8 protein-coding genes and 3 pseudogenes are annotated in these 20,312 nt (G+C 41.9%); 7 read left to right on the top strand and 4 right to left on the bottom strand.

Annotated elements, in window-relative coordinates; genetic code table 11:
- Positions 1-33 precede the first annotated feature (33 nt).
- The 5 genes from VB732_RS19345 to VB732_RS19325 all read left to right on the top strand — a co-directional run bounded on the left by VB732_RS19345 (position 34) and on the right by VB732_RS19325 (position 1,774).
- Positions 34-282 carry a type II toxin-antitoxin system RelE/ParE family toxin gene (locus tag VB732_RS19345; RefSeq protein WP_323232535.1) on the top strand — a complete coding sequence of 83 codons (249 nt, stop codon included), beginning with the start codon at positions 34-36 and terminating at the stop codon, positions 280-282.
- A gap of 19 nt (positions 283-301) precedes the next feature.
- Positions 302-457 (top strand): hypothetical protein, encoded by a 156-nt coding sequence (locus VB732_RS19340; protein WP_323232528.1) that lies wholly within the window; start codon positions 302-304, stop codon positions 455-457.
- Positions 458-643: 186 nt separating this feature from the next.
- The gene (locus tag VB732_RS19335; protein ID WP_323232527.1) at positions 644-1,060 is read left to right on the top strand and encodes a XisH family protein; all 417 of its coding nucleotides are present in this window, start codon (positions 644-646) and stop codon (positions 1,058-1,060) included.
- Complete coding sequence (locus tag VB732_RS19330) at positions 1,048-1,383, top strand: XisI protein (RefSeq protein ID WP_323232526.1); 336 nt, start codon at positions 1,048-1,050, stop codon at positions 1,381-1,383. Before VB732_RS19335 ends, VB732_RS19330 begins: the two co-directional genes overlap by 13 nt.
- Before the next feature lie 139 nt (positions 1,384-1,522).
- The gene (locus VB732_RS19325; protein ID WP_323232525.1) at positions 1,523-1,774 is read left to right on the top strand and encodes a hypothetical protein; all 252 of its coding nucleotides are present in this window, start codon (positions 1,523-1,525) and stop codon (positions 1,772-1,774) included.
- A 182-nt stretch (positions 1,775-1,956) separates the two neighbouring features.
- Here the strand turns inward: VB732_RS19325 and VB732_RS19320 are convergent.
- Positions 1,957-2,751 (bottom strand): annotated as a pseudogene (locus tag VB732_RS19320) (ISLre2 family transposase); the annotation flags it as partial.
- A 19-nt stretch (positions 2,752-2,770) separates the two neighbouring features.
- Positions 2,771-3,447, bottom strand: a pseudogene (locus tag VB732_RS19315) (hypothetical protein).
- A gap of 38 nt (positions 3,448-3,485) precedes the next feature.
- Here VB732_RS19315 and VB732_RS19310 point away from each other — a divergent pair.
- Entirely contained in the window at positions 3,486-3,935 is a 450-nt protein-coding gene (locus VB732_RS19310; RefSeq protein WP_323232524.1) for an ISAs1 family transposase, read from the top strand.
- 6 nt (positions 3,936-3,941) lie between these two features.
- Positions 3,942-4,112 (top strand): annotated as a pseudogene (locus VB732_RS19305) (IS1634 family transposase); the annotation flags it as partial.
- Positions 4,113-4,576: 464 nt separating this feature from the next.
- Here VB732_RS19305 and VB732_RS19300 read toward each other — a convergent pair.
- Together VB732_RS19300 and VB732_RS19295 are read right to left on the bottom strand one after the other, a co-directional pair.
- Positions 4,577-9,103, bottom strand: coding sequence for a non-ribosomal peptide synthetase (locus tag VB732_RS19300; protein ID WP_323232523.1), 4,527 nt, complete (start codon positions 9,101-9,103; stop codon positions 4,577-4,579).
- A gap of 28 nt (positions 9,104-9,131) precedes the next feature.
- Positions 9,132-20,294, bottom strand: a complete 11,163-nt coding sequence (locus VB732_RS19295; RefSeq protein WP_323232522.1) for a non-ribosomal peptide synthetase — start codon at positions 20,292-20,294, stop codon at positions 9,132-9,134.
- Between the last annotated feature and the right edge of the window lie 18 nt (positions 20,295-20,312).

Here is a 20,312-nt window from a genome sequence, read left to right as displayed (position 1 = left end):
TTTTAGGGGGGAGAGTGAAAAACTACGTCAGCAATCTATACTTACATTGCTCAAAACTCTCCACAGTATGCAGCTAGAATAGTTGACAGAATTACCAAGCGTTCGGAACAAATTGCTAATTTCCCTTTTTCAGGTCGAACTGTACCAGAATTTGAAACAGAGCAAGTTCGTGAAGTTATCGAAGGTTCGTATCGGATTATTTATTACATCAAGACTGAACAAATAGATGTGTTAGCTGTAATACATGGCTCACAGCAAATAACGCCTACTTTAGAAGAATAACTGATGCAGTGAATGCCGAGTGCGAGCAGATGCGGGTGATTTGCGATCGCATCAGTCGCGTGTAGTTCAGTGGGCTGGAGGAATCGGTGCAGAGGTTTTTGGAGTCGTTGGGGAAGCTGAATCGTCCCTATCTTACTGTTGTGGAAGAGAAGTTGTTAGCACTGTTGGAGTCTGAATACGAAGAAAGGTAACAACTGAGGAACTATTACTAAACATGGCAAGGATTACTGCTGGCATACTTTCACGCGCAAAGAGCGATCGCTTTTGTCTGAACTAGTATGCTTTCTGTTAAGATGGGTGCGGCATTCCATCAACCTACAATATAAGGATGCTGAAAGCCGTAAAACTTGTGTGAGGAGAAATGGCAGCTAAAGATATATTTCACGCTGCTGTTAGACAAGCGTTGATTAAGGAACAGTGGGTGATTACAGCCGACCCACTTGTAATTAAAATTAATAAAGTGAAGCTAGAAATTGATTTAGCAGCAGAGAAAATCTTTGCTGCTCAGAAAGCGGGACGGAAAATTGCAGTCGAGGTCAAAAGCTTTGTCAGCAGTTCAGTAATTTTTGACTTTCATCTAGCTTTGGGTCAGTTTTTGAACTACAGATTGGCTCTACAAATGAAAGAGCCGGATAGAATAATTTATTTAGCAGTGCCGTTTGATACTTTTAACTCTTTCTTTCAAGAAATATTCGTTCAAGAAGCGATAAAGATTTATCAACTTAAGCTGATTATCTATGAGCCAAATAAGGAGGAAATTGTTGAATGGAGAGAATAGAATTTTATCGTCAATGTATCCGAAATCTATTAACAAAAGAAGCAACCTTAGATGATAAAAGCACTAATGTTGAATCTCAGCTAATTTTTGATACAGAACATGACCATTATCAGTTAATAGATATAGGTTGGGAAGAAATGAAGCGGATTTATAACTGTTTCATTCATATAGATATTAAAGATGGCAAAATCTGGATTCAGCACAATATGACGGATGTTGATTTAGCCCAGAAACTAGTGGATATGGGAGTGACAAAAGAAGAAATTGTGTTAGGGTTACATCCACCTTATAAGCGTCCTCATACTGGGTACGGTGTGGCGTGAAAAGTTGAGTAAACGCTGATCAATAAATACCCGCAAAATTAGTGAGGTGTGCCATATCTTAGCTAAGGACAACCCCTAACTTAGAGACAAAGGTGGCTGTTGGGATATCATCTCTCATGTTGGTGAGTTTAGCTGTACCGTGAGAACCTGGGATGATGAATGTACTGTTGGGGTGCAGCATCTCAAATCTTATGATTACTTACCCCAGGAATGCGAACAGATGCAATCTTTGTGCGATCTCATTACTCAAATATCTTCTGATTCTCTGGAGGAGACAGTCAAGAATCTGTTGCAGTCGTTGGGGAAGTTGAACCGTCCTTATCTTACGGCGGTGGAAGAGAAGTTGTTGAGTGTTCTGGAGTCTGAATATGGCAGAGAGATAACACCCTAAGCAATTTTGGCAATTTGGCAACTAATGTCTTTTGGTTGCAGTTTCAATGGAGATACCAACACAACGGGACAGTGAAGAAGTTGTACGAGGGAAAAGATAAAACTTCCCGCTTCTTGACATCCAGCCGGAGCCAGTTGTTTAGTTGAGTGCTGTAGAACTGGGTGCAACGCGAAAAAGTTGGGTCAAGCAGGATAAAGTCTAGCAGTCAAAATGGAATCACAAAAACTTGACCAACTTCCCGCAGCCCATTGACATCGAGCGTGCAATATTGCTTCAGCATTTTCTAATAACCAGAACTTGCCATTACCTTTAAGCCGCAGATTGACCACTTGGCGAATTAAACTCTCGATGGCACCACTGCCAATAGGCATCTTCATTGCCGCTAGTTGAGAATAGCTCAATCGCCCTTGTTCAGAGGATTTTTGGAGATACCGAATTTGGGAGTTCATGGTTGAGCGTTGCTCATGACTAGCATTTTGACTCAAAATCTGCATTTGTTGAATCAACTCCTGTGCTTGTCCTTTTTTGAGGGTAGAGCGTGCAGTTTTAAACCAAGCAGTTCGTTCTTTTGGTTGAGTAAAAGCAGTATCGGCAAACGACTGTAAATATTCTGTAGCGTGGTAGAAGTCAAGTAACTGATGCGTGGATTCTGGTGGACAACCCAGACGTTGCAGTAACGGTGGAATGTGTTTCCAAATCCACTCAGCACCGTCTGCGATTAGCAACACTTTAGATGCAAGATTAATTCCCAAACGAACCAGATGCATTTCTAACAATGACAAAAAAGGCTGAAACTTACCATAAGTACCATCGTTGGTTACAGGAATCTCAGTAGTATTGATGCGTTTACCATGTTGGTCTACTACATAAATAGTCAGTAGCTTCGGTTCAGTCCATTCACCTTGATAACCATGACGATGACTATGCTGACGACGTTTACCCGTCTTGTTTTTCCGAATTCGAGTCCGTCCTCCGTCTTAACGGGTGACAAGGTAGCTACACAGCTTGTTGAATAAGAGATAGAGCCTGAAAGCCACGCTGGAAATAGAGGCGTTTGTGAGGCTTGAGCGCCATCAATCTCAAAGCCAAATCAGACCATAATTCCATGCCATAGATCCATAGTTGTCCGTAGAGAGCAAAGCTAAAATCACTCTGGCGTGGGGTCTGGTCATTGTGTTGCTGAATAACAGTGAAAGCGCCGTATTTAAAAGGCGTTTTTGTATTTTTAGATTACTGTTACCCACATGATTTAATGTTTCCCAATAAAGTGGTAAGGCATGAGTCCCCCACACCAACGTCACCATAAATATATTCCGCCCCTTCCATTGAGTTCTGTCGAGCGCAATCATCCAATAACCATATTTTTGATGTTTTTGTTTGTGAATATAACGTCGCTGTTCTCGATTTAATCTATGTCCTGTTCTCTGTTGTCTAATCCAATGTTTCACTAGGGGAAACCACAATAATTTCACACAGAGATTACCGATGATTAAAAATCTTTGTAGGTTGCGTTTGCGACTTTCATAGGTAATTGCTTGCGGAAATAAACTGGCCAATGTCGAGAGCTTAACTTGTCGATGTGCTTGTATTAATAGCAACAATATCTCCAGTGTCAAATACTGCTGTTCACTCAAGTGCTTTCGGAAGATTGTTTGATATGATGGTGGCAACATTTATTTTTTTTGTTGGGGGGCAATTTCCCCCTCTTTTTTTGGCCACTTTATTTTCTCAAATTATTGCCACATCTCATCTTGAACCACCTTGTCACCCGTTAAGGACTCTTGATTGTATTCGTCCTTGGCCTGGACTTGCCACTTTAATTCAAGTTAAATCAGAACGTCAGGTATTTACACATCATCTGATTGAAGTTACTACTGAGACTCGTTACTACATTTCTTCACTCAGTTTAACAGCCAAAGAATTTGCCGAACGCATCCGTGGATATTGGGGTGTTGAGAATAAAGTTCACTATGTTCGAGACGTTACTCAGGAAGAGGATGCATCTAGAATTCGGACTAAATCTCTGCCTCATATTTTTACCATCGCTCGCAATTTTACACTCAATTTATACCGTGACCAGATGTTTGAAAACATGGCACAAGCTCAACGGCTCTGTTCTTTTGGGTTATACACACTTAAGCAACTTTTTAGAATGAAATAGCCCTGGTTGGGTAAACCAACTTCTACTCCTACCTTGCGTTGGGTGTTTCAATGTTTTATGTCAATTCATTTAGTTACCGTCGCCCAAATCAAGCAAATCGTCAACTTAACCCATGAGAGGCAATGGATTCTCCAGTTTTTGGGCGCTCCTTGTCGAAAATATTATCTTCTTTCTTAACTAACCTGCGGAATGTGGGTTTAAATGCCGAATAATCGCTTCCATTGAAGTTCCTGTCTCCCTTACTAATTCAGCACTTACAGACAGAAGTAACTGAAACATTCATTTGTGATGTTTTAGCTTGATATGCAGCATGAATTGAAGGTCTAATGCCACAAGTAACTGTATTCATCATCTTTACTACCGTAGAGAACAGTAATTCCTTTGTATACTGAGTTTTTGCACTTTTCTCAAATAACTCGTCAAGTTTCTGAGAACATAAAATTGTTTCGAGAAGTCCGCGAACCATGACCGTAACCGGACTTTCTTCTACAAAACGCTCAAACACTTGACATATAATCATTCTAGCTATTCCCCGTTTACCAATTTTATTTTTTCAACTAACTATAATTTGGGGAAAATTACAAGACCTTGAAAGGGCTGGTCCTAATTTCTTCTAGTTTTTTGAATGGGCGAACCTACCGTTACCTCAACACCATATGTTTGAACATTTCAACGTAATTTTGAAGCATTGAGCGAATTTGTTGGCAAGTAAAATACATTTGATCGTATTCTACATATATGATCATATTTCCTGTTAATGGCTCTATTGACACAGCATAATTTAACGGGAAATGGAATTTATCATGAGACCTTTTGCTACTCACTTTCAATCCATGATGATCGAAAATATTTTTGGCATTATGGAAGTGTACAAAATTAAAAGTAGCGAAGAATAACTCTGCTTTTTGTTGGTCTGAAAAAATTTGGAGAAGTGGATATCTAATATATGATTCGATATCAATTAGAGACTGCTGCACATTTTTAATTTGTACGCCTTTATCTTCTATGACTTGTTGGCAGAGTGGAACAATATTCCAGAACAAGCCTAAAGCCCTAAATGGGTCAGATAATCTTTCTGTCCTACCATTTGAAACAATTCCTACACAAACCGTATTTTCTTTGATTACAGTACTAATGATGTCAAGGTAGACGCTTAGGAAAAGTGCTTTTGGTGAAATTCTCAATTTTCGGCAGAATTCGCGTGAGTCAGCAATGATGTTTGAATCGAACTTATATTCTTCAACAACATATTCTACTTGTTCTAAAGAAGTGCTTAAGGGCTGTAATGGTTTATATATACAGTTATTTAAATGTAGCTTCCAAAAATTTGATGCGTCTAGTGAGTTAATAATTTCTTTCTCTAAAGCTACAAATTCCTGATACACATTAGCAGCAGGGGCTATTTTTATTTCTTCTCCTTTCTTAATTTCAGAATATAAGTCAAATAACTCTTTGAAGAATTCAACATTGCTCCAGCCATCTATAATTGCATGATGAATTGACATGAAAAATTCAAATATGTTTTTTGCTTTCCGAAAGATTACAAATCTAAAAAGTGGTTCATTGTGATTTTGAATATTGAACAAATTTTGCCTATCATGCTTCACTATTTCATCAATATAACTTTCCTGCTCATCTAATTCAATATTGCTAATCTCTTGTTCATTAATTGAAAATATTAAATTAGCTTTCACTACCTGGAACACTGGTTTTCCGTTTTGAGTGATAAATATAGTTCTTAAAACTGGATGTTTTTTTACTAAAATCTCTAATGCTTTTTTAAAAGCATCTAAAGAAAGATTATCATCATATATATCGTATGATTGCTGAAAATGATATACTCCCATTTTTTGGCGATCGCTCGAATAATGATGCAAGATAAACTCTTGAATTTTGGCAAGAGGATATGCAGACTCAGTATCACTAGGGAGTAAGTCAGATATATCTTCAGTAAATTCTAATAATTGTAAAGGGATAGCAGCGTTATTTCCCTCTTGCTGGCAACTATTGATGTATTGAGCAAGGCTGTAAATAGTTTGATTTTCAAATACATTCTTTCCCTTAATCGGCAAATTATACTTATTAGCTTCATAGACAATTTGAATAGCGCGAATAGAATCGCCTCCAATGGCAAAAAAGTTGTCGTAAATACCTACACGTTCCATATCTAAGACTTGAGTCCAGATAGCCGCCAAAACCTCTTCAATTGGGGTGCGGGGGGCAACAAAATCTTCTTCTAAGAGAGAATATCTATCTGGGGCGGGCAATGCTTTGCGGTTTACCTTGCCATTGGAAGTAATCGGCAGAGTATTTAACAAAACAAAGATTGCAGGTATCATATAATTAGGTAGCTTTTCCTTAAGGAAGTCCCGCAGTTGATAAATCGTGAGTTTTTCACAATTTGGGACAATGTAGGCTACCAAAAGTTTCTCACTTGGTTGGTCTTCACGGACAACCACTACCGTTTCCCTTACCTCTGGGTGTTGACTCAGTACCGCCTCTATCTCTCCCAACTCAATGCGGAAGCCACGAATCTTTACTTGGTAGTCGATGCGTCCGCGATATTCAATACTACCGTCCGACAGATAAGAAGCTAAGTCCCCTGTTTTGTATAAGCGTGCATCCAGTTGCTTGCTATATGGGTTGGGAATAAACTTCTGAGCAGTCAAATCTGGGCGGTTGAGATAGCCTCTGGCAAGACCGACACCACCAATGTGTAATTCGCCAACAACTCCTACAGGAACCGGTTGCAGATTGCGGTCTAGAATGTAAATTTGTGTGTTGGCAATTGGGCGACCAATTGGTACAGTTTTGAGATTAGTGTCTGGTTTACATTGCCAGAACGTGACATCGATTGCTGCTTCTGTGGGGCCGTAGAGATTATGCAATTCGCACTGCAAACGCTCAAAAAAGCGTTCCTGGAGTTCTTTTGGCAGTGCTTCACCACTACAAATGACCCGTTGCAAGCAAGTGCAACTTTCTAGACCTGGTGCTTCTAGAAAAATTTGCAGCATGGAGGGAACGAAATGCAGCGTGGTAATTTGCTGCTGGGCGATCGCTTTCACCAAATAATCACTATCTCTATGGCCATCTGGTTGAGCAATTACCAAGCTCGCACCTGTCAACAAAGGCCAGAAAAACTCCCACACAGACACGTCAAAGCTGAAGGGAGTTTTCTGCAAAACTCGATCTACTGGTGTTAATTGGTAAGCATCTTGCATCCAGAGCAGCCGATTACAAATTCCTCTATGGGTATTCATTACTCCTTTGGGTTTGCCGGTTGACCCAGAGGTATAAATTATATATGCCAAATTGTCTGTAGTTACCCCACTGACGGGATTAGCTTCGTTGCGATCGGCAATTGTTTCTAAGATTGCGTCTAGGCAAACTACATGGGCTTGGTGCAAAGGAAGAGACTGTACTAACGGCTCTTGGGTTAGTAGCACCGACACAGCAGAGTCTTCTATCATGTACTGTAAGCGATCTAGAGGATATGTTGGATCGAGTGGTAGATACGCTCCACCAGCTTTGAGGATGCCGAGCAATCCTACAACCATCTCTAAAGAACGCTCCACACAAATTCCCACCATTACCTCTGGTTTCACACCCAATGTTTGCAGGTAATGTGCTAACTTGTTTGCCAAAGCATTTAATTCTCGATAGGTAAGTTGTTGTTCTTCAAACACTACCGCTACGGTATCGGGATATTGCTCGACAACAGCTTCAAACAGTTGATGGATGCACTTATCCTGTGGATATTCTCTAGTAGTATCGTTCCATTCCACTAGCAATTGCTGGCGTTGAGCTTCTGTTAGCAGAGGCAATTCGCAAAGCCGCACTCTGGGATTAACAACCATTTTTTCCAACAAAGTTAGTAAATGACCTCCCATCCTGACAATCATATCTGCATCGAAGCAATCGCAAATTATTCGCGCCGACAACTCCTCACCCACCATTACTTGTAATATCAAAGGATAATTTGTCCGTGCAATCCCTTGCATCTGAGTAATTTGTAAGCCATCAGGAGGCGCAGGAGGCGAATATATACTACGATCGCCTAGCGGATAGTTCTCAAACACTACAATACTTTCAAATAAGGAAGTTCCCGGCGGTACTTCACTTAATCGTTGCATCTGGGAAAGCGAAATGTATGAATACTGTTCCCGATCAACCTGTTGCTCTTGCAGCTGCAAAAGCCAAGGCAACAGTTCGCTTTCACTGTCTAATTGTACTCGTACTGGTAAGGTATTAATAAACAGTCCTACCATAGATTCCACCCCCGATAATGTGGGAGGACGACCAGACACAGTAGCACCAAACATGATATCTTTTTCACCGCTATATCGACTTAACAGTAACGCCCACGCTCCGGTGACAAAATTGGAAACAGTTAAGTGATGTTTCTGTGCCAAAGCCTTGAGGGTGGCGGTAGTTCTTGCTGACAGGTGTAGAGGAACTTCTTGGTAAGTCTTTTTTTGTTGAGAATTGGACGGCAGAATTTGGTCTTTTAGCAGGGGAGTGGGAGCAAGAAAGCCAGAGAGGTCTTTTTGCCAATATGCGATCGCTTGATTTTTATCTTGCTGCTGCAACCAAGCAATATAATCACTATAAGGACGGGTTGGTGGTAAATATAAATCTTTCCCTATTTTCAGAGCTTCGTAAAAGGCAAAAACATCTTTGTAAATGATGGGTAAACACCAACCATCCGTCAGTATATGATGAGAACTATCAATAAATTTGTAAGTCCCTTCGGCTAGCTTAATCAGAGTACAGCGAATTAGCGGTGCTTTATCCAGGGTAAAACCTTTATTTCTATCTGATTCTAAAAAGACTTCTAGCTGTTGTTCCTGCTCAAGGGGAGATAGGGAACACCAGTCTAAGTAAGTCCAAGGCAAATTGACTTGCTTGAGTACCACTTGGAGTGGCTGAGTGCGGTTCTCCCAAACAAAAAGAGTACGCAAAACCGGGTGGCGTTCTACAACTTTCGCCCAAGCCTGTTCAAAAACAGAAACATCTAAATTACCGTGCAGAGTAAAGCTTAACTGCTCAAAGTAAACCCCAGATTCAGGTTCATAAAGGGTATGAAAGAGCATACCCTCTTGCATTGGTGAAAGGGGATAAATGGCTTCAATATTTTTGCTTTTGTTTGGTTGGTGGGCAGTTGACATTGTTTTATTTTGGAGAAACTGTAGTGGTTTAACTTAAATCAATTTTAGACAGCAAATCGTCAAGATCCTCTTGGCTCAAATCAACAAGAGGAAAATCTGTAGGCGTATATCCACCTCCTTCAGAAGACTGACAGTGAGCGATTAGCGATCGCAATACCGAGTTATACTCATTTGCCAGACCTTCGATAGTTGCGCGTCGATGGACGTTGCGGTTATAAAACCAAGTCATTTGCAATTTGCCTGCAACTACTGAGCCGACTACATCTAGTAAATAGCTACGCTTTGCCAAAGGACTCAAACCCTGTCCTGGATTTTCTTGGGCAAATTTTTGCCAAATATTTGACGATAGCACTTGATCCAGTTGTCCCAGGTAGTTAAAACATATCTGCGATCTAGCGATCTCTTGCAGTTTTTTTCGGATCTCAGCATTTTGACTGAGATACCGTAGGATGCCATAGCCAATACCCCGATTAGGAATTCGCCGCAATTGCTCCTTAATCGACTTCAGGGCGACTCCCAAATCGAAGGCTGCACTGAATTCCAAGCGGACGGGGTAAATGGAGGTAAACCAGCCAACAGTGCGCGATAGATATATATCTTCAAATAGTTTTTCCCGTCCGTGACCTTCTAATTCAACCAACAAAGCGCAATTACCCGTCCACTGAGCAAATGTCTGGACTAATGCAGTCAGCAATACATCATTAATTTGAGTATTGTAAACCAATGGCACTTTTTCTAATAAAGCAGTGGTTTCTGCCGCACTCAGGAAAACTGTGGTTTCCTCAGTGCTATCTACTGTGTTAGCTGCCAACCCAGTCGGATAGTCTACAGGTATTGGTCTAATGTCGCGATCGCACTGAGCTAACCAGTAGTCTAACTCCTGCTGGCAGGAGTGCGATCGCCCGTAATCTTGTAGTCGAATTGCCCAATCTTGAAAGGAAGTGGTTTTAGGCGGCAGTTGAATAGTTTGTGTCTGCTGCAATTGTTGGTAAGCTGTGGCTAGGTCTTCTAACAAAATTCGCCACGAAACTCCATCTACTACTAGGTGATGAACAATTAACAATAACCGACCGGGGCGATCGTTGCCTAGTTTAAACAGTACTGCACGCAGCAAAGGCCTTTGTGCCAGGTTCAATGTAGTTTGCAGTTGATTTGCTTGTTGCTCAATTGCTGCTTTATGTTCTTCTTCCGCCAGAGATGATAAATCGATAACTTGGAAGGGGACTTGTTGGCAGTCGTCACTATTTTGCTGCTGCCATCCTAATTCATCTCGCACAAACCGCATTCGCAGCGCATCATGATGTACGAGCAATTCTTGCAACCCCTGCTCTAATAACTCTGGCTTTAAGTCTGGTGTCACTACAAGCAGCATCGATTGGTTGAAGTGGTGCGGCTCAGTCCAATTCTCTTCAAAAAATCCATGCTGAACCGGTGTGAGGGGGACAATATCGGTAACTAAACCTTGTTCGGCAACTATAGATGTTGTTGTATTTACAGTGGCGATCGCTAATTCGGCAATGGTTTGATGCTGAAACAGTTGTTTTGTCGTGATTTGTAAACCTGCTTGATGAGCGCGGGCAATAATTTGAATGCTAATAATCGAATCGCCACCCAATTCAAAGAAGTTTTGCAAGACGCTTACTTGTTCTAGGTTTAAGACATCCTGCCAAATTTTTGCTAAAACTTTTTCAGTATAAGTACGTGGCAAAACAAAGCTATCAGCATCATTATTAACTTGATATGCTAGTAAGGCTTGGCGGTCAACCTTACCATTAGGGGTAAGTGGTAATTTTTCTAAAATTACAAAAGCTGATGGAATCATGTAATCTGGTAGCTTTTGTTTTAAGTAGTCCCGCAATTGATTTTTGAATGAAGATTGTTCGTAAGCAACTACATAAGCGATTAAGCGTTTAGAACCCGGAACATCTTCAGAGTCGATAACTACTGCATCTTCTACTTGCGGGTGCGTGGTGAGTACGGTTTCGATTTCGCCTAGTTCAATCCGGAAACCGCGAATTTTGACTTGGCGATCGATTCGACCGCGAAACTCAATCTTACCATCGGGTAAATAACGCGCTAAATCACCAGTTTTGTAGAGGCGTTGCGATTTTTGGAAAGTCCAATTAATGAATTTTTCTGCTGTTAAATCTGGACGGTTGAGATAACCTCTGGCTAAACATTCGCCACCGATATACAATTCGCCGAGTACGCCTATAGGCACTGGCTGTTGATATCGATCTAGAATATAGGTTTTAACATTACTAATGGGGCGACCAATCGGTAATATAAAGTGGCGATCGCTTGGCTGCAATTGTAAGAATTTAAACGCCGTAGCATCTACCGTTGTTTCACTAGGGCCGTAGACGTTAAATAATAATGGCGGTTCTTCGCGCCTTTGGCTACGTATTCTCTCATCCACAGATTTCTGCCATAGCCTTAATGTCTGCTCTTGTGCTGCTTCGCCACCAATAAATACCAGTCGAATTGATGGGGGAATCAGCTCTTGGGTGAAGGATAATTCCGAGGTCAACTGATGCCAGTATGCTGTTGGTAGAATCCAGACGCTGATCTGCCAGTCTTGGGACTTTTGCAGAAATTTAGCGATGGAAGTGTAAATTTCTGAGGTGCTTAAAACTAACTTTCCACCACAGGTAAGACAGGGATAAATTTCTGCTGCTGCGGCATCAAAACTAATTGATGCAAATTGCAATACACAATCGCGCTTCCCAATTCCATAATCATATCTTGCAGCATGGGTGAAATTCACTAAAGAGCGATGTTCAATCATTACTCCTTTCGGTTGTCCGGTAGACCCAGAAGTATAAATTACATAAGCTAAGTTACTAGCTTGCACTTGAATGTGGGGATTCTCTGCTCCTTGAGTACTAATTGTTACCCAGTCGGTATCTAAACAGAGAAGCTCTGCTGTGTGATTTGGTAATGCTGCTAGTAAATTCTCTTGAGTCAGCAATACCTGCACCTGAGAATCACTCAATATATAAGCCAATCGCTCACTCGGATAAGCTGGATCTAAGGGTACGTAAGCACCACCAGCTTTCAAGATCCCAAGAATACCGATGAGCATGAAAAGCGATCGCTCTACACAAATTCCTACCATCACCTCTGGTTTCACACCCAGGGTTTGTAAGTGATGTGCTAATTTGTTGGCTTTGGCGTTCAGTTGAGCGTAAGTGAGATGCTCATTTTCAAAGACTACTGCGATCGCATCTGGTGTTTGCTCTACTTGTGCCTCAAATAGCTGGTGAATACATTTATGCTGGGGATACTCTGCAAAGGTAGAGTTCCACTCCTTCAATAACTGTTGCTGTTCTGACTCTCTAAGTAAAGGTAAATCAGAAATTCGGCTAGAAGGTGAGTTAACAATTCCTTCGAGTAAAACTTGAAATTGTCCCGCCATCCGCGCGATCGTAGAATCATCAAACAAATCACTGTTGTATTCCCATTCAGCGATTAATCCTGAAGCAGTATTTTCCATCGATAGGGTCAAATCGAAGTTTGTGGTTCCTGTTTCCACTGTTAAGGAACTAACCATTAACTCCGGCAAATTTATTACAGGCACGGGAGTATTTTGGAACACAAACATTACTTGAAACAGTGGTGAATGACTTAAGGAACGCGCTGGTTGCAATACCTCGACTAACTCCTCAAAGGGCAAGTCTTGATGGGCATAGCCTTGCAGTGCCATCTCTCGCACCCCAGATAAAACATCTTGAAAACTGGGGTTGCCCTGAAATTGGGTACGTAGCACTAAAGTATTGACAAAAAAGCCAATTAACCGTTCTATTTCTGGATGATTGCGGTTAGCAATCGGCGTACCTACTAGAATGTCATCTGAGCCTGTATAGCGATAAAGCAAGGTGACAAACGCTGCATATAGAGTCATGAACAAAGTGACTCCCTCTCGCCGACTGAGGTTGGCAAGTGCTTGACTTAAATTAGGTGGCAGTGTGACATATTGGTGCGCCCCTTGGAAAGTTTGAATGGCTGTGCGCGGTCGGTCTGTGGGCAATTCGAGTAAAGTGGGAGCATCCTTGAGTTGTTGCTTCCAGTAGTCGATTTGAGTTTGAAGTGCTTCTCTAGTTAACCAACGCCGTTGCCAAACGGCAAAGTCGGCATACTGTATCAGTAATTCAGGTAGAACTGGGATGTCGTTAGTACAAAATCCTAAGTAAAGTTTTGCTAACTCTCCGTAGAGTACGCCAAACGACCAACCATCAAAAACAATGTGGTGTAGTGTTAGTAATAATACGTATTCGTCTTGATCTAGCTGTAGCAATTTAACTCGTACTAAAGACTCTCGCTCTAAGTCAAAAGGCTGCAAGGCTTCTGTTTTCGCTAATCGTTGCGTTTCTACTTCTCGTTCCTGAATAGGCAAATGCTGCAAATCGACGAGGGGCAGTTTTAGATTCAGAGTTGCAGCAATGACTTGAACGGGTTGTCCATCTACGGTGACAAAGTTTGTGCGTAGGGCTTCGTGACGACTAATGATTGCATTGAGGCTGGATTCTAGGGCAGTTATGTTGAGTTTGCCACTAAAACGCAAAGCGACCGGGCTATTGTAGGATGCGCTGTCTGATTCTAATTGCTTCAGAAACCAGATCCGCCTCTGAGCAAAGGATAATGGGATTTGGGCAGAACGAGGAATAGGTAATAAAGGTGGAGTTTGCACAGATTGCCCATTGCTAATTGCGATCTGAATGCGATCGCCTAACTCGGCAATGGTAGGAGCTTCAAACAAGCTGCGTAATGGAAATTCTATGTCCAAAGTAGTTTGTAACCGGGAAATCGCTTGAGTGGCTAGTAAGGAATGTCCACCTAGCTCAAAGAAGTTATCATAAATACCTACTTGGGGAATTACTAGTACCTCTGCCCAAATGCTAGCTAGCATTTCCTCAATGGGAGTTCGAGGCGCTACAAAATTCTGTTGTAGTTCTGGGTGGAATTCTGGTTCTGGTAGGGCGCGCAAGTCTACTTTACCATTTGGTGTTAAAGGTAGAGCATCAAGCACCACAAAGGCAGAGGGCAGCATATACTCAGGTAACTTTTGTTGCAAGTAACGGCGTAGTTCACTGCTGGGTAATGGCTGTTGATTTGCAACTACATAAGCAACTAAGCTTTTGTTACTTGGTTGGTCTTCGCGGGCTATAACTACATTTTCTCGCACTCCGGCAAAAGAGGCGATCGCAGCCTCAACTTCCCCTAGTTCAATACGGAAACCGCGAATTTTGACTTGGCGATCGATTCGACCGCGAAACTCAATCTTACCATCGGGTAAATAACGCGCTAAATCACCAGTTTTATAGAGGCGCTGCGATTTTTGGAAAGTCCAATCGATGAATTTTTCTGCTGTTAAATCTGGACGGTTGAGATAACCTCTGGCTAAACATTCGCCACCGATATACAATTCGCCGAGTACGCCGATAGGCACTGGCTGTTGATATCGATCTAGAATATAGGTTTTGATATTGGCAATCGGTTCTCCAATCGGCAAAAGTGTTTGGGGATCGCTGACATTCAGAAAATCTGATAATTTCAACGTCGTGGCAACTACTGTGGTTTCACTAGGCCCGTAGCAGTTAATTAACAATGGTGGTTCGCCTAATTGATGGCTGCGTATTTTCTCATCTACAGATTTCTGCCATAGCCTTAATGTCTGCTCTTGTGCTGCTTCGCCGCCAATAGTTATTAGTCGAATTGATGGGGGAATCAGCTTTTGCGTCCAGGCTAATTCCGAGGTCAACTGATGCCAGTATGCTGTCGGTAAAATCCAGACGCTTATCTGCCATTCTTCGGACTTTTGTAAAAACTTGCTAACAGAAGTAAATACCTCAGAAGTGGCAATCACCAATGTTCCACCACAGAGAAGACAGGGATAGATTTCTGCTGCTGCGCCATCAAAACTAATAGATAAAAATTGTAAAAAGCGTAGACTTTGCCCACCGTAGGCATTGCGTTTGTTGATTTTAGACTTATCTGTGAACGCTTGCGTGAAATTCACTAAAGAGCGATGTTCAATCATTACTCCTTTCGGTTGTCCGGTAGACCCAGAAGTATAAATCACATAAGCTAAGTTACTAGCTTGCACTTGAATGTGGGGATTCTCTGCTCCTTGAGTACTAATTGTTACCCAGTCGGTATCTAAACAGAGAAGCTCTGCTGTGTGATTTGGTAATGCTGCTAGTAAATTCTCTTGAGTCAGCAATACCTGCACCTGAGAATCACTCAATATATAAGCCAATCGCTCACTCGGATAAGCTGGATCTAAGGGTACGTAAGCACCACCAGCTTTCAAGATCCCAAGAATACCGATGAGCATGAAAAGCGATCGCTCTACACAAATTCCTACCATCACCTCTGGTTTCACACCCAGGGTTTGTAAGTGATGTGCTAATTTGTTGGCTTTGGCGTTCAGTTGAGCGTAAGTGAGATGCTCATTTTCAAAGACTACTGCGATCGCATCTGGTGTTTGCTCTACTTGTGCCTCAAATAGCTGGTGAATACAAAACTCTTTGGGAAAATCCGTTTGAGTGTTGTTCCACTGCACTAACAGCTGATTTTGTTCCTCTACAGACAGCAGATGGTGTAATTCGTAACGTCCTGTTGGCTCGTTTGCCATTGCAGCCAAGGTATTAGCGTAATAATCGCTAATTTTGTTGATTTGCCCTGGGCATAACTCACAAGCATCGTAGCCCAAACTGAGTTCAATTTGAGATGAATCTGGATTGAGGTTGAAGCCAGCATTAAAAGTAAAGTTTGTTTCTTCAAAAAACTTTTTACCTAATAGCTGCAAGCTTTTGAGTTCTTGCAACTGTTCGTACACATGAAAATGCGTGAAGTTAAAAGTTGTCTCAAATAAAGCCTGACCACCTAAGCTTTTCTGGATTTCGACTAATGGATATCTGCGGTGCGGCAGCAATTCTTGTTCGGTTGCGAACACTGCTTTGACTAAATCTATCCAAGTTCCCCCAGACAATTCTTGGCGAAATGGCAAGGTATTGAGGAATAATCCTAGAATTCGCTCCCCATCAGTTTGTTCTGGTCGTCCGTTAGTTACTAAACCTGTGAGAACATCTGCGTTTGCGCTCAGAAGATTTAATACTCGTAAATGGGCAGCCAGCAGCACACTTTTTAGTGGGACTCCTACAGACTTGGCAAGCTGTTTCAAGCCTCCAGAAATTTCAGAAGATAGTGGCACTTCTTGGAAGCAAAATTGTTGTCCTACCGCCTGAGTTGGGGAAACAAACCAGCGAGGTAGTTTAGTTATGCTGCTATCCTTTAACTTTTCACTCCAGTATTGCTGAGAATTTGCCGAAGCGATCGCTTGTTGCTCTAAGACTACAAAATCTCGGAATACACTACTTAACAGTGGCAAGCTAAAATCAACTTGCTCGTCCAAAATCGCCAAATAGCGTTTAAACAACTCAGTCACTAAAGAAGCGACACTCCAGCCATCGAGAATGGCATGGTGGAAACTCACGGTCAGATTAAAGGTTTCCTGTGTGCGGCGATGCACAAAAAAGCGCACTAGGGGAGCATGAATCCATTCAAAGTGCGATTTCTTTTCCGATTCAAACCAAGCCGCTAAAGCCTCTTCCTGCTCTGAGTTCTGTAAATGACACCAATCTTCCACCTGTAAGGGAATCTCAACTTTTTGATGCACTAGCTGCAACGGCAGACTAAAACTACTTAGCTCAAATGAAGTCCGCAGTACAGCGTGATGATTGACTAAATCTTGCACAGCAAACTGCAAAGCCTGAACATCCAAGGCGGCTTGGAGGTAAAAACTGAAAATGTCGTGATAGACTGCACTTTCTCGCCTGTACTCGCTATGAAACAACATTCCCATTTGCAGCCTTGTTACGGGATAAGCATCTTCTACACCTTCGGGTAACTGCTGTTTGTCGGCTGGCGAAATCAGACTAAATGGTTGACTAAATTCTAACCTTGTAGTATGTTCAACAAACTTCAACTCTTGGACTAGCTCGTGAATCGTCTGGTATTGAAATACCTGCGCTACAGAAAAACTCAAGCCATGTTTTTGGGCTAGAGATTGGACTTGAATACTGCGGATCGAATCTCCGCCTAAAGCAAAGAAGTTATCATGAATGCCTACTTGCTCCCAGCCGAGAATTTGCGTCCAAATGTCTACTAAAAGCTTTTCTTCAGGAGTATTGGGTGCTTGATAAACTGCTTCTAATTCTGGTCTAGCTGTATCAGGTTTCGGCAATACGCGACGGTCTACCTTGCCATTTGCTGTGAGTGGCAGAGCTTCTAACTGCACGAAAGCAGCAGGTATCATGTATTCTGGCAACTTTTGTTTGAGGAAGCGACGCAGTTCTCCAGCTTTGAGAGATTGCTTTCGATTCGACACTACATAAGCCACTAAACGCTTGTCGCCTGGTTCATCGTCTCGTACTAATACCACACTTTCTTGCATATCTGGATAAGAAGCGATCGCATTCTCAATCTCTCCTAATTCAATACGGAAACCACGAATCTTAACTTGGTTATCGATGCGTCCTAAATACTCCAGTTCGCCATTGGGTAAATAACGCGCTAAATCTCCTGTTTTATATAAAAATTCACTTTCTCCTGTCTCCTCAAAGGGGTTATATATAAACCGTTCCTTAGTAAGTTCAGGACGATTGAGATAACCACGAGCTAAAGAAGCACCACTAATGTACATCTCGCCCTTGACACCAATCGGTGCTAGTTTCTGATATTGATCTAGTACGTATACTTGTAAATCTGGAATGGGACGACCGATAACGCTGGCATTAGTATCAAGATCGGTAATTTTCAGGGGACGATAGGTAACGTGTACGGTGGTTTCTGTAATTCCGTACATATTAACTAGCTGCGGCGAGGTGTCACCATGACGCTCAAACCAAGGCTTCAAACTTTCTAATTCCAGGCTTTCTCCGCCAAAAATCACTAGACGCAACTGTAAATTTCCAGCAACTTTCGTAGATTCTTCTGCTTTAATCAGTTGGCGGAAGGCGGAAGGTGTTTGATTGAGGATTGTGACTTGCTTCTGACACAATAACTCATAAAAAGCTTCTGGCTCCCGACTGACTAAGTAAGGTACTATTACCAGTTTGCCACCGTAGATTAAAGCACCCCAGATTTCCCAAACTGAGAAATCAAAAGCATACGAGTGAAATAATGTCCAGACATCACATTCGCTAAAGTTAAACCAAGTCTGAGTTGCGGCAAATAAACGAACTACATTGTGATGATTAATTAAAACACCTTTAGGATTGCCTGTAGAACCCGAAGTATAAATTATATAAGCTAAGTTTTCTGACTGAACATTACTAACTAGATTCTCTTGATTGAACTGTGAGATTGTCTCCCAGTCTGTATCTAAACAAAGCACCTGTAAATTTTGCTCGAATATCTGCGCCGTCAATTTCTGTTGAGTTAACAGTACCGATACCTGAGAATCATTTAGTATATAGGTCAATCTTTCAGCAGGATAAGCTGGATCTAAAGGTACGTAAGCACCGCCAGCTTTTAGGATACTAAGAATACTTATGAGCATGAAAAGCGATCGCTCTACATAAATCCCTACCAACACCTCTGGCTCCACCCCAAGAGTTTGCAAGTAGTGAGCTAATTTATTGGCACGCTGATTTAACTCTTTGTATGTTAATTGTTCACTGCCAAACTCCACTGCTATGGCATCGGGAGTTCGTCGCACCTGTTCTTCAAACAATTGATGGATACATTTATCTTGGGGATGCTTAAATTCTGTATTGTTCCACTCAAAGAGCAACTGATGTCGTTCTTTTGGCGTTAACAATGGCAATTCTGAAACCTGTTGCTCTGGATTAAATAGAATACCTTCTAACAAAATTTGATAATTTTCTGCCATTCTAGCGATCGCGGCAGCATCAAATAAATCAGTATTATATTGCCAGCAAAGCTGAAGGGAATTACCAGCTTCAACGACTGCCAAATCTATATCAAATGCGGCTCCTCGTTGATGTCCTGCTATCAGGTAAGGCTCCATCAAAAGCAGCGTTTTTTCTGATTCCTGTGATAAGTTTTGAGTTTGTTCATACCAGCGATGTTTTTGCCAAGTAAATGCAACTTGAAATAGAGGCGGACGGCTGGGATCTCTCTCGGATACTAGTTGTTTGACTAATAAGGGAAAGGGATAATCTTGATGTCTAAGTGCCCCGAAGACAGTACGATGCACTTGAGCTAGAAATTCAAGGAAGGTTTGGTTCCCCGCAATAAAAGCTCGTAAAATAACGGGATCTGTGAAGTAGCCGACAATTTCTTTAAACTCTTTTCTCGCTGACCGACCTGCCATCGGACTGCCTACTAGAATGTCTTCTTGACCCGTGTAACGATAAAGCAGTACGAAAAAAGCAGCGAGGAGAGTTGTATAAAGGTTTGCTCCTTTGGATTCTCCCAACAGCCTAAGTTTTTGGTGCAGTTCTCGATCTAGCTCGATGAGATGGTAAGCTCCACGATAAGTCTGCACTCTCGATCGCGGTTTATCCAAAGGTAAATCTAAAAGCGGTAACTCACCAGCTAATTGTTTGTGCCAATAAGTCGAGAATTTTTCGCCCCTAGAACTTGCTAAAATCTCGCTCTGCCAATAGATATAATCTGTGTATGACAGACGAGGAAGCGGCAGAATGCGATCGCTGACGGAATTTTGTGCAGCAGCATAAAAAATCTGAAGTTCGTTAAGCAGAATATCAAAAGACCACATATCCCCAGCAATGTGGTGCATAGATAGCAATTGGATATGTTCTTGTGGCGATCGCGTAAATAGACGTACTCGCAGCACGCGATCGCTTTCTAAGTTGAAGGGTCTGTCTGTTTCTGCCAGAATTTGCTTCCTCAAGTAGTCTTCGCTCCCCAAAGAAGCATCTATCACCTGAATATCAACTTCTTGGTATGGGTGAACTACTTGAAAAGGTTGACCGTCGCGCTCGGTATAGGTAGTTCGTAGGATAGAATGGCGTTCGACAATTTTTTGCCATGCTCGATGCCATGCGCCCAAGTCTAATTCCCCGCATAGCCGCACTGTAATAAAAATATTGTAAGCAAGGCTTTGTGGTGCGATTTGGTAGAGAAACCACATCGCTTGTTGACCGTGCGAAAGGGGAAAGATTTGTGGTTGTTTTTGGGAAGCAGAATTGTTCGTCATTGCTAATTTATACTCCGT

This window comes from Nostoc sp. UHCC 0252, assembly GCF_034931145.1.
Lineage (GTDB): Bacteria > Cyanobacteriota > Cyanobacteriia > Cyanobacteriales > Nostocaceae > Nostoc.
This window is presented reverse-complemented; position numbering and strand designations above follow the sequence as displayed.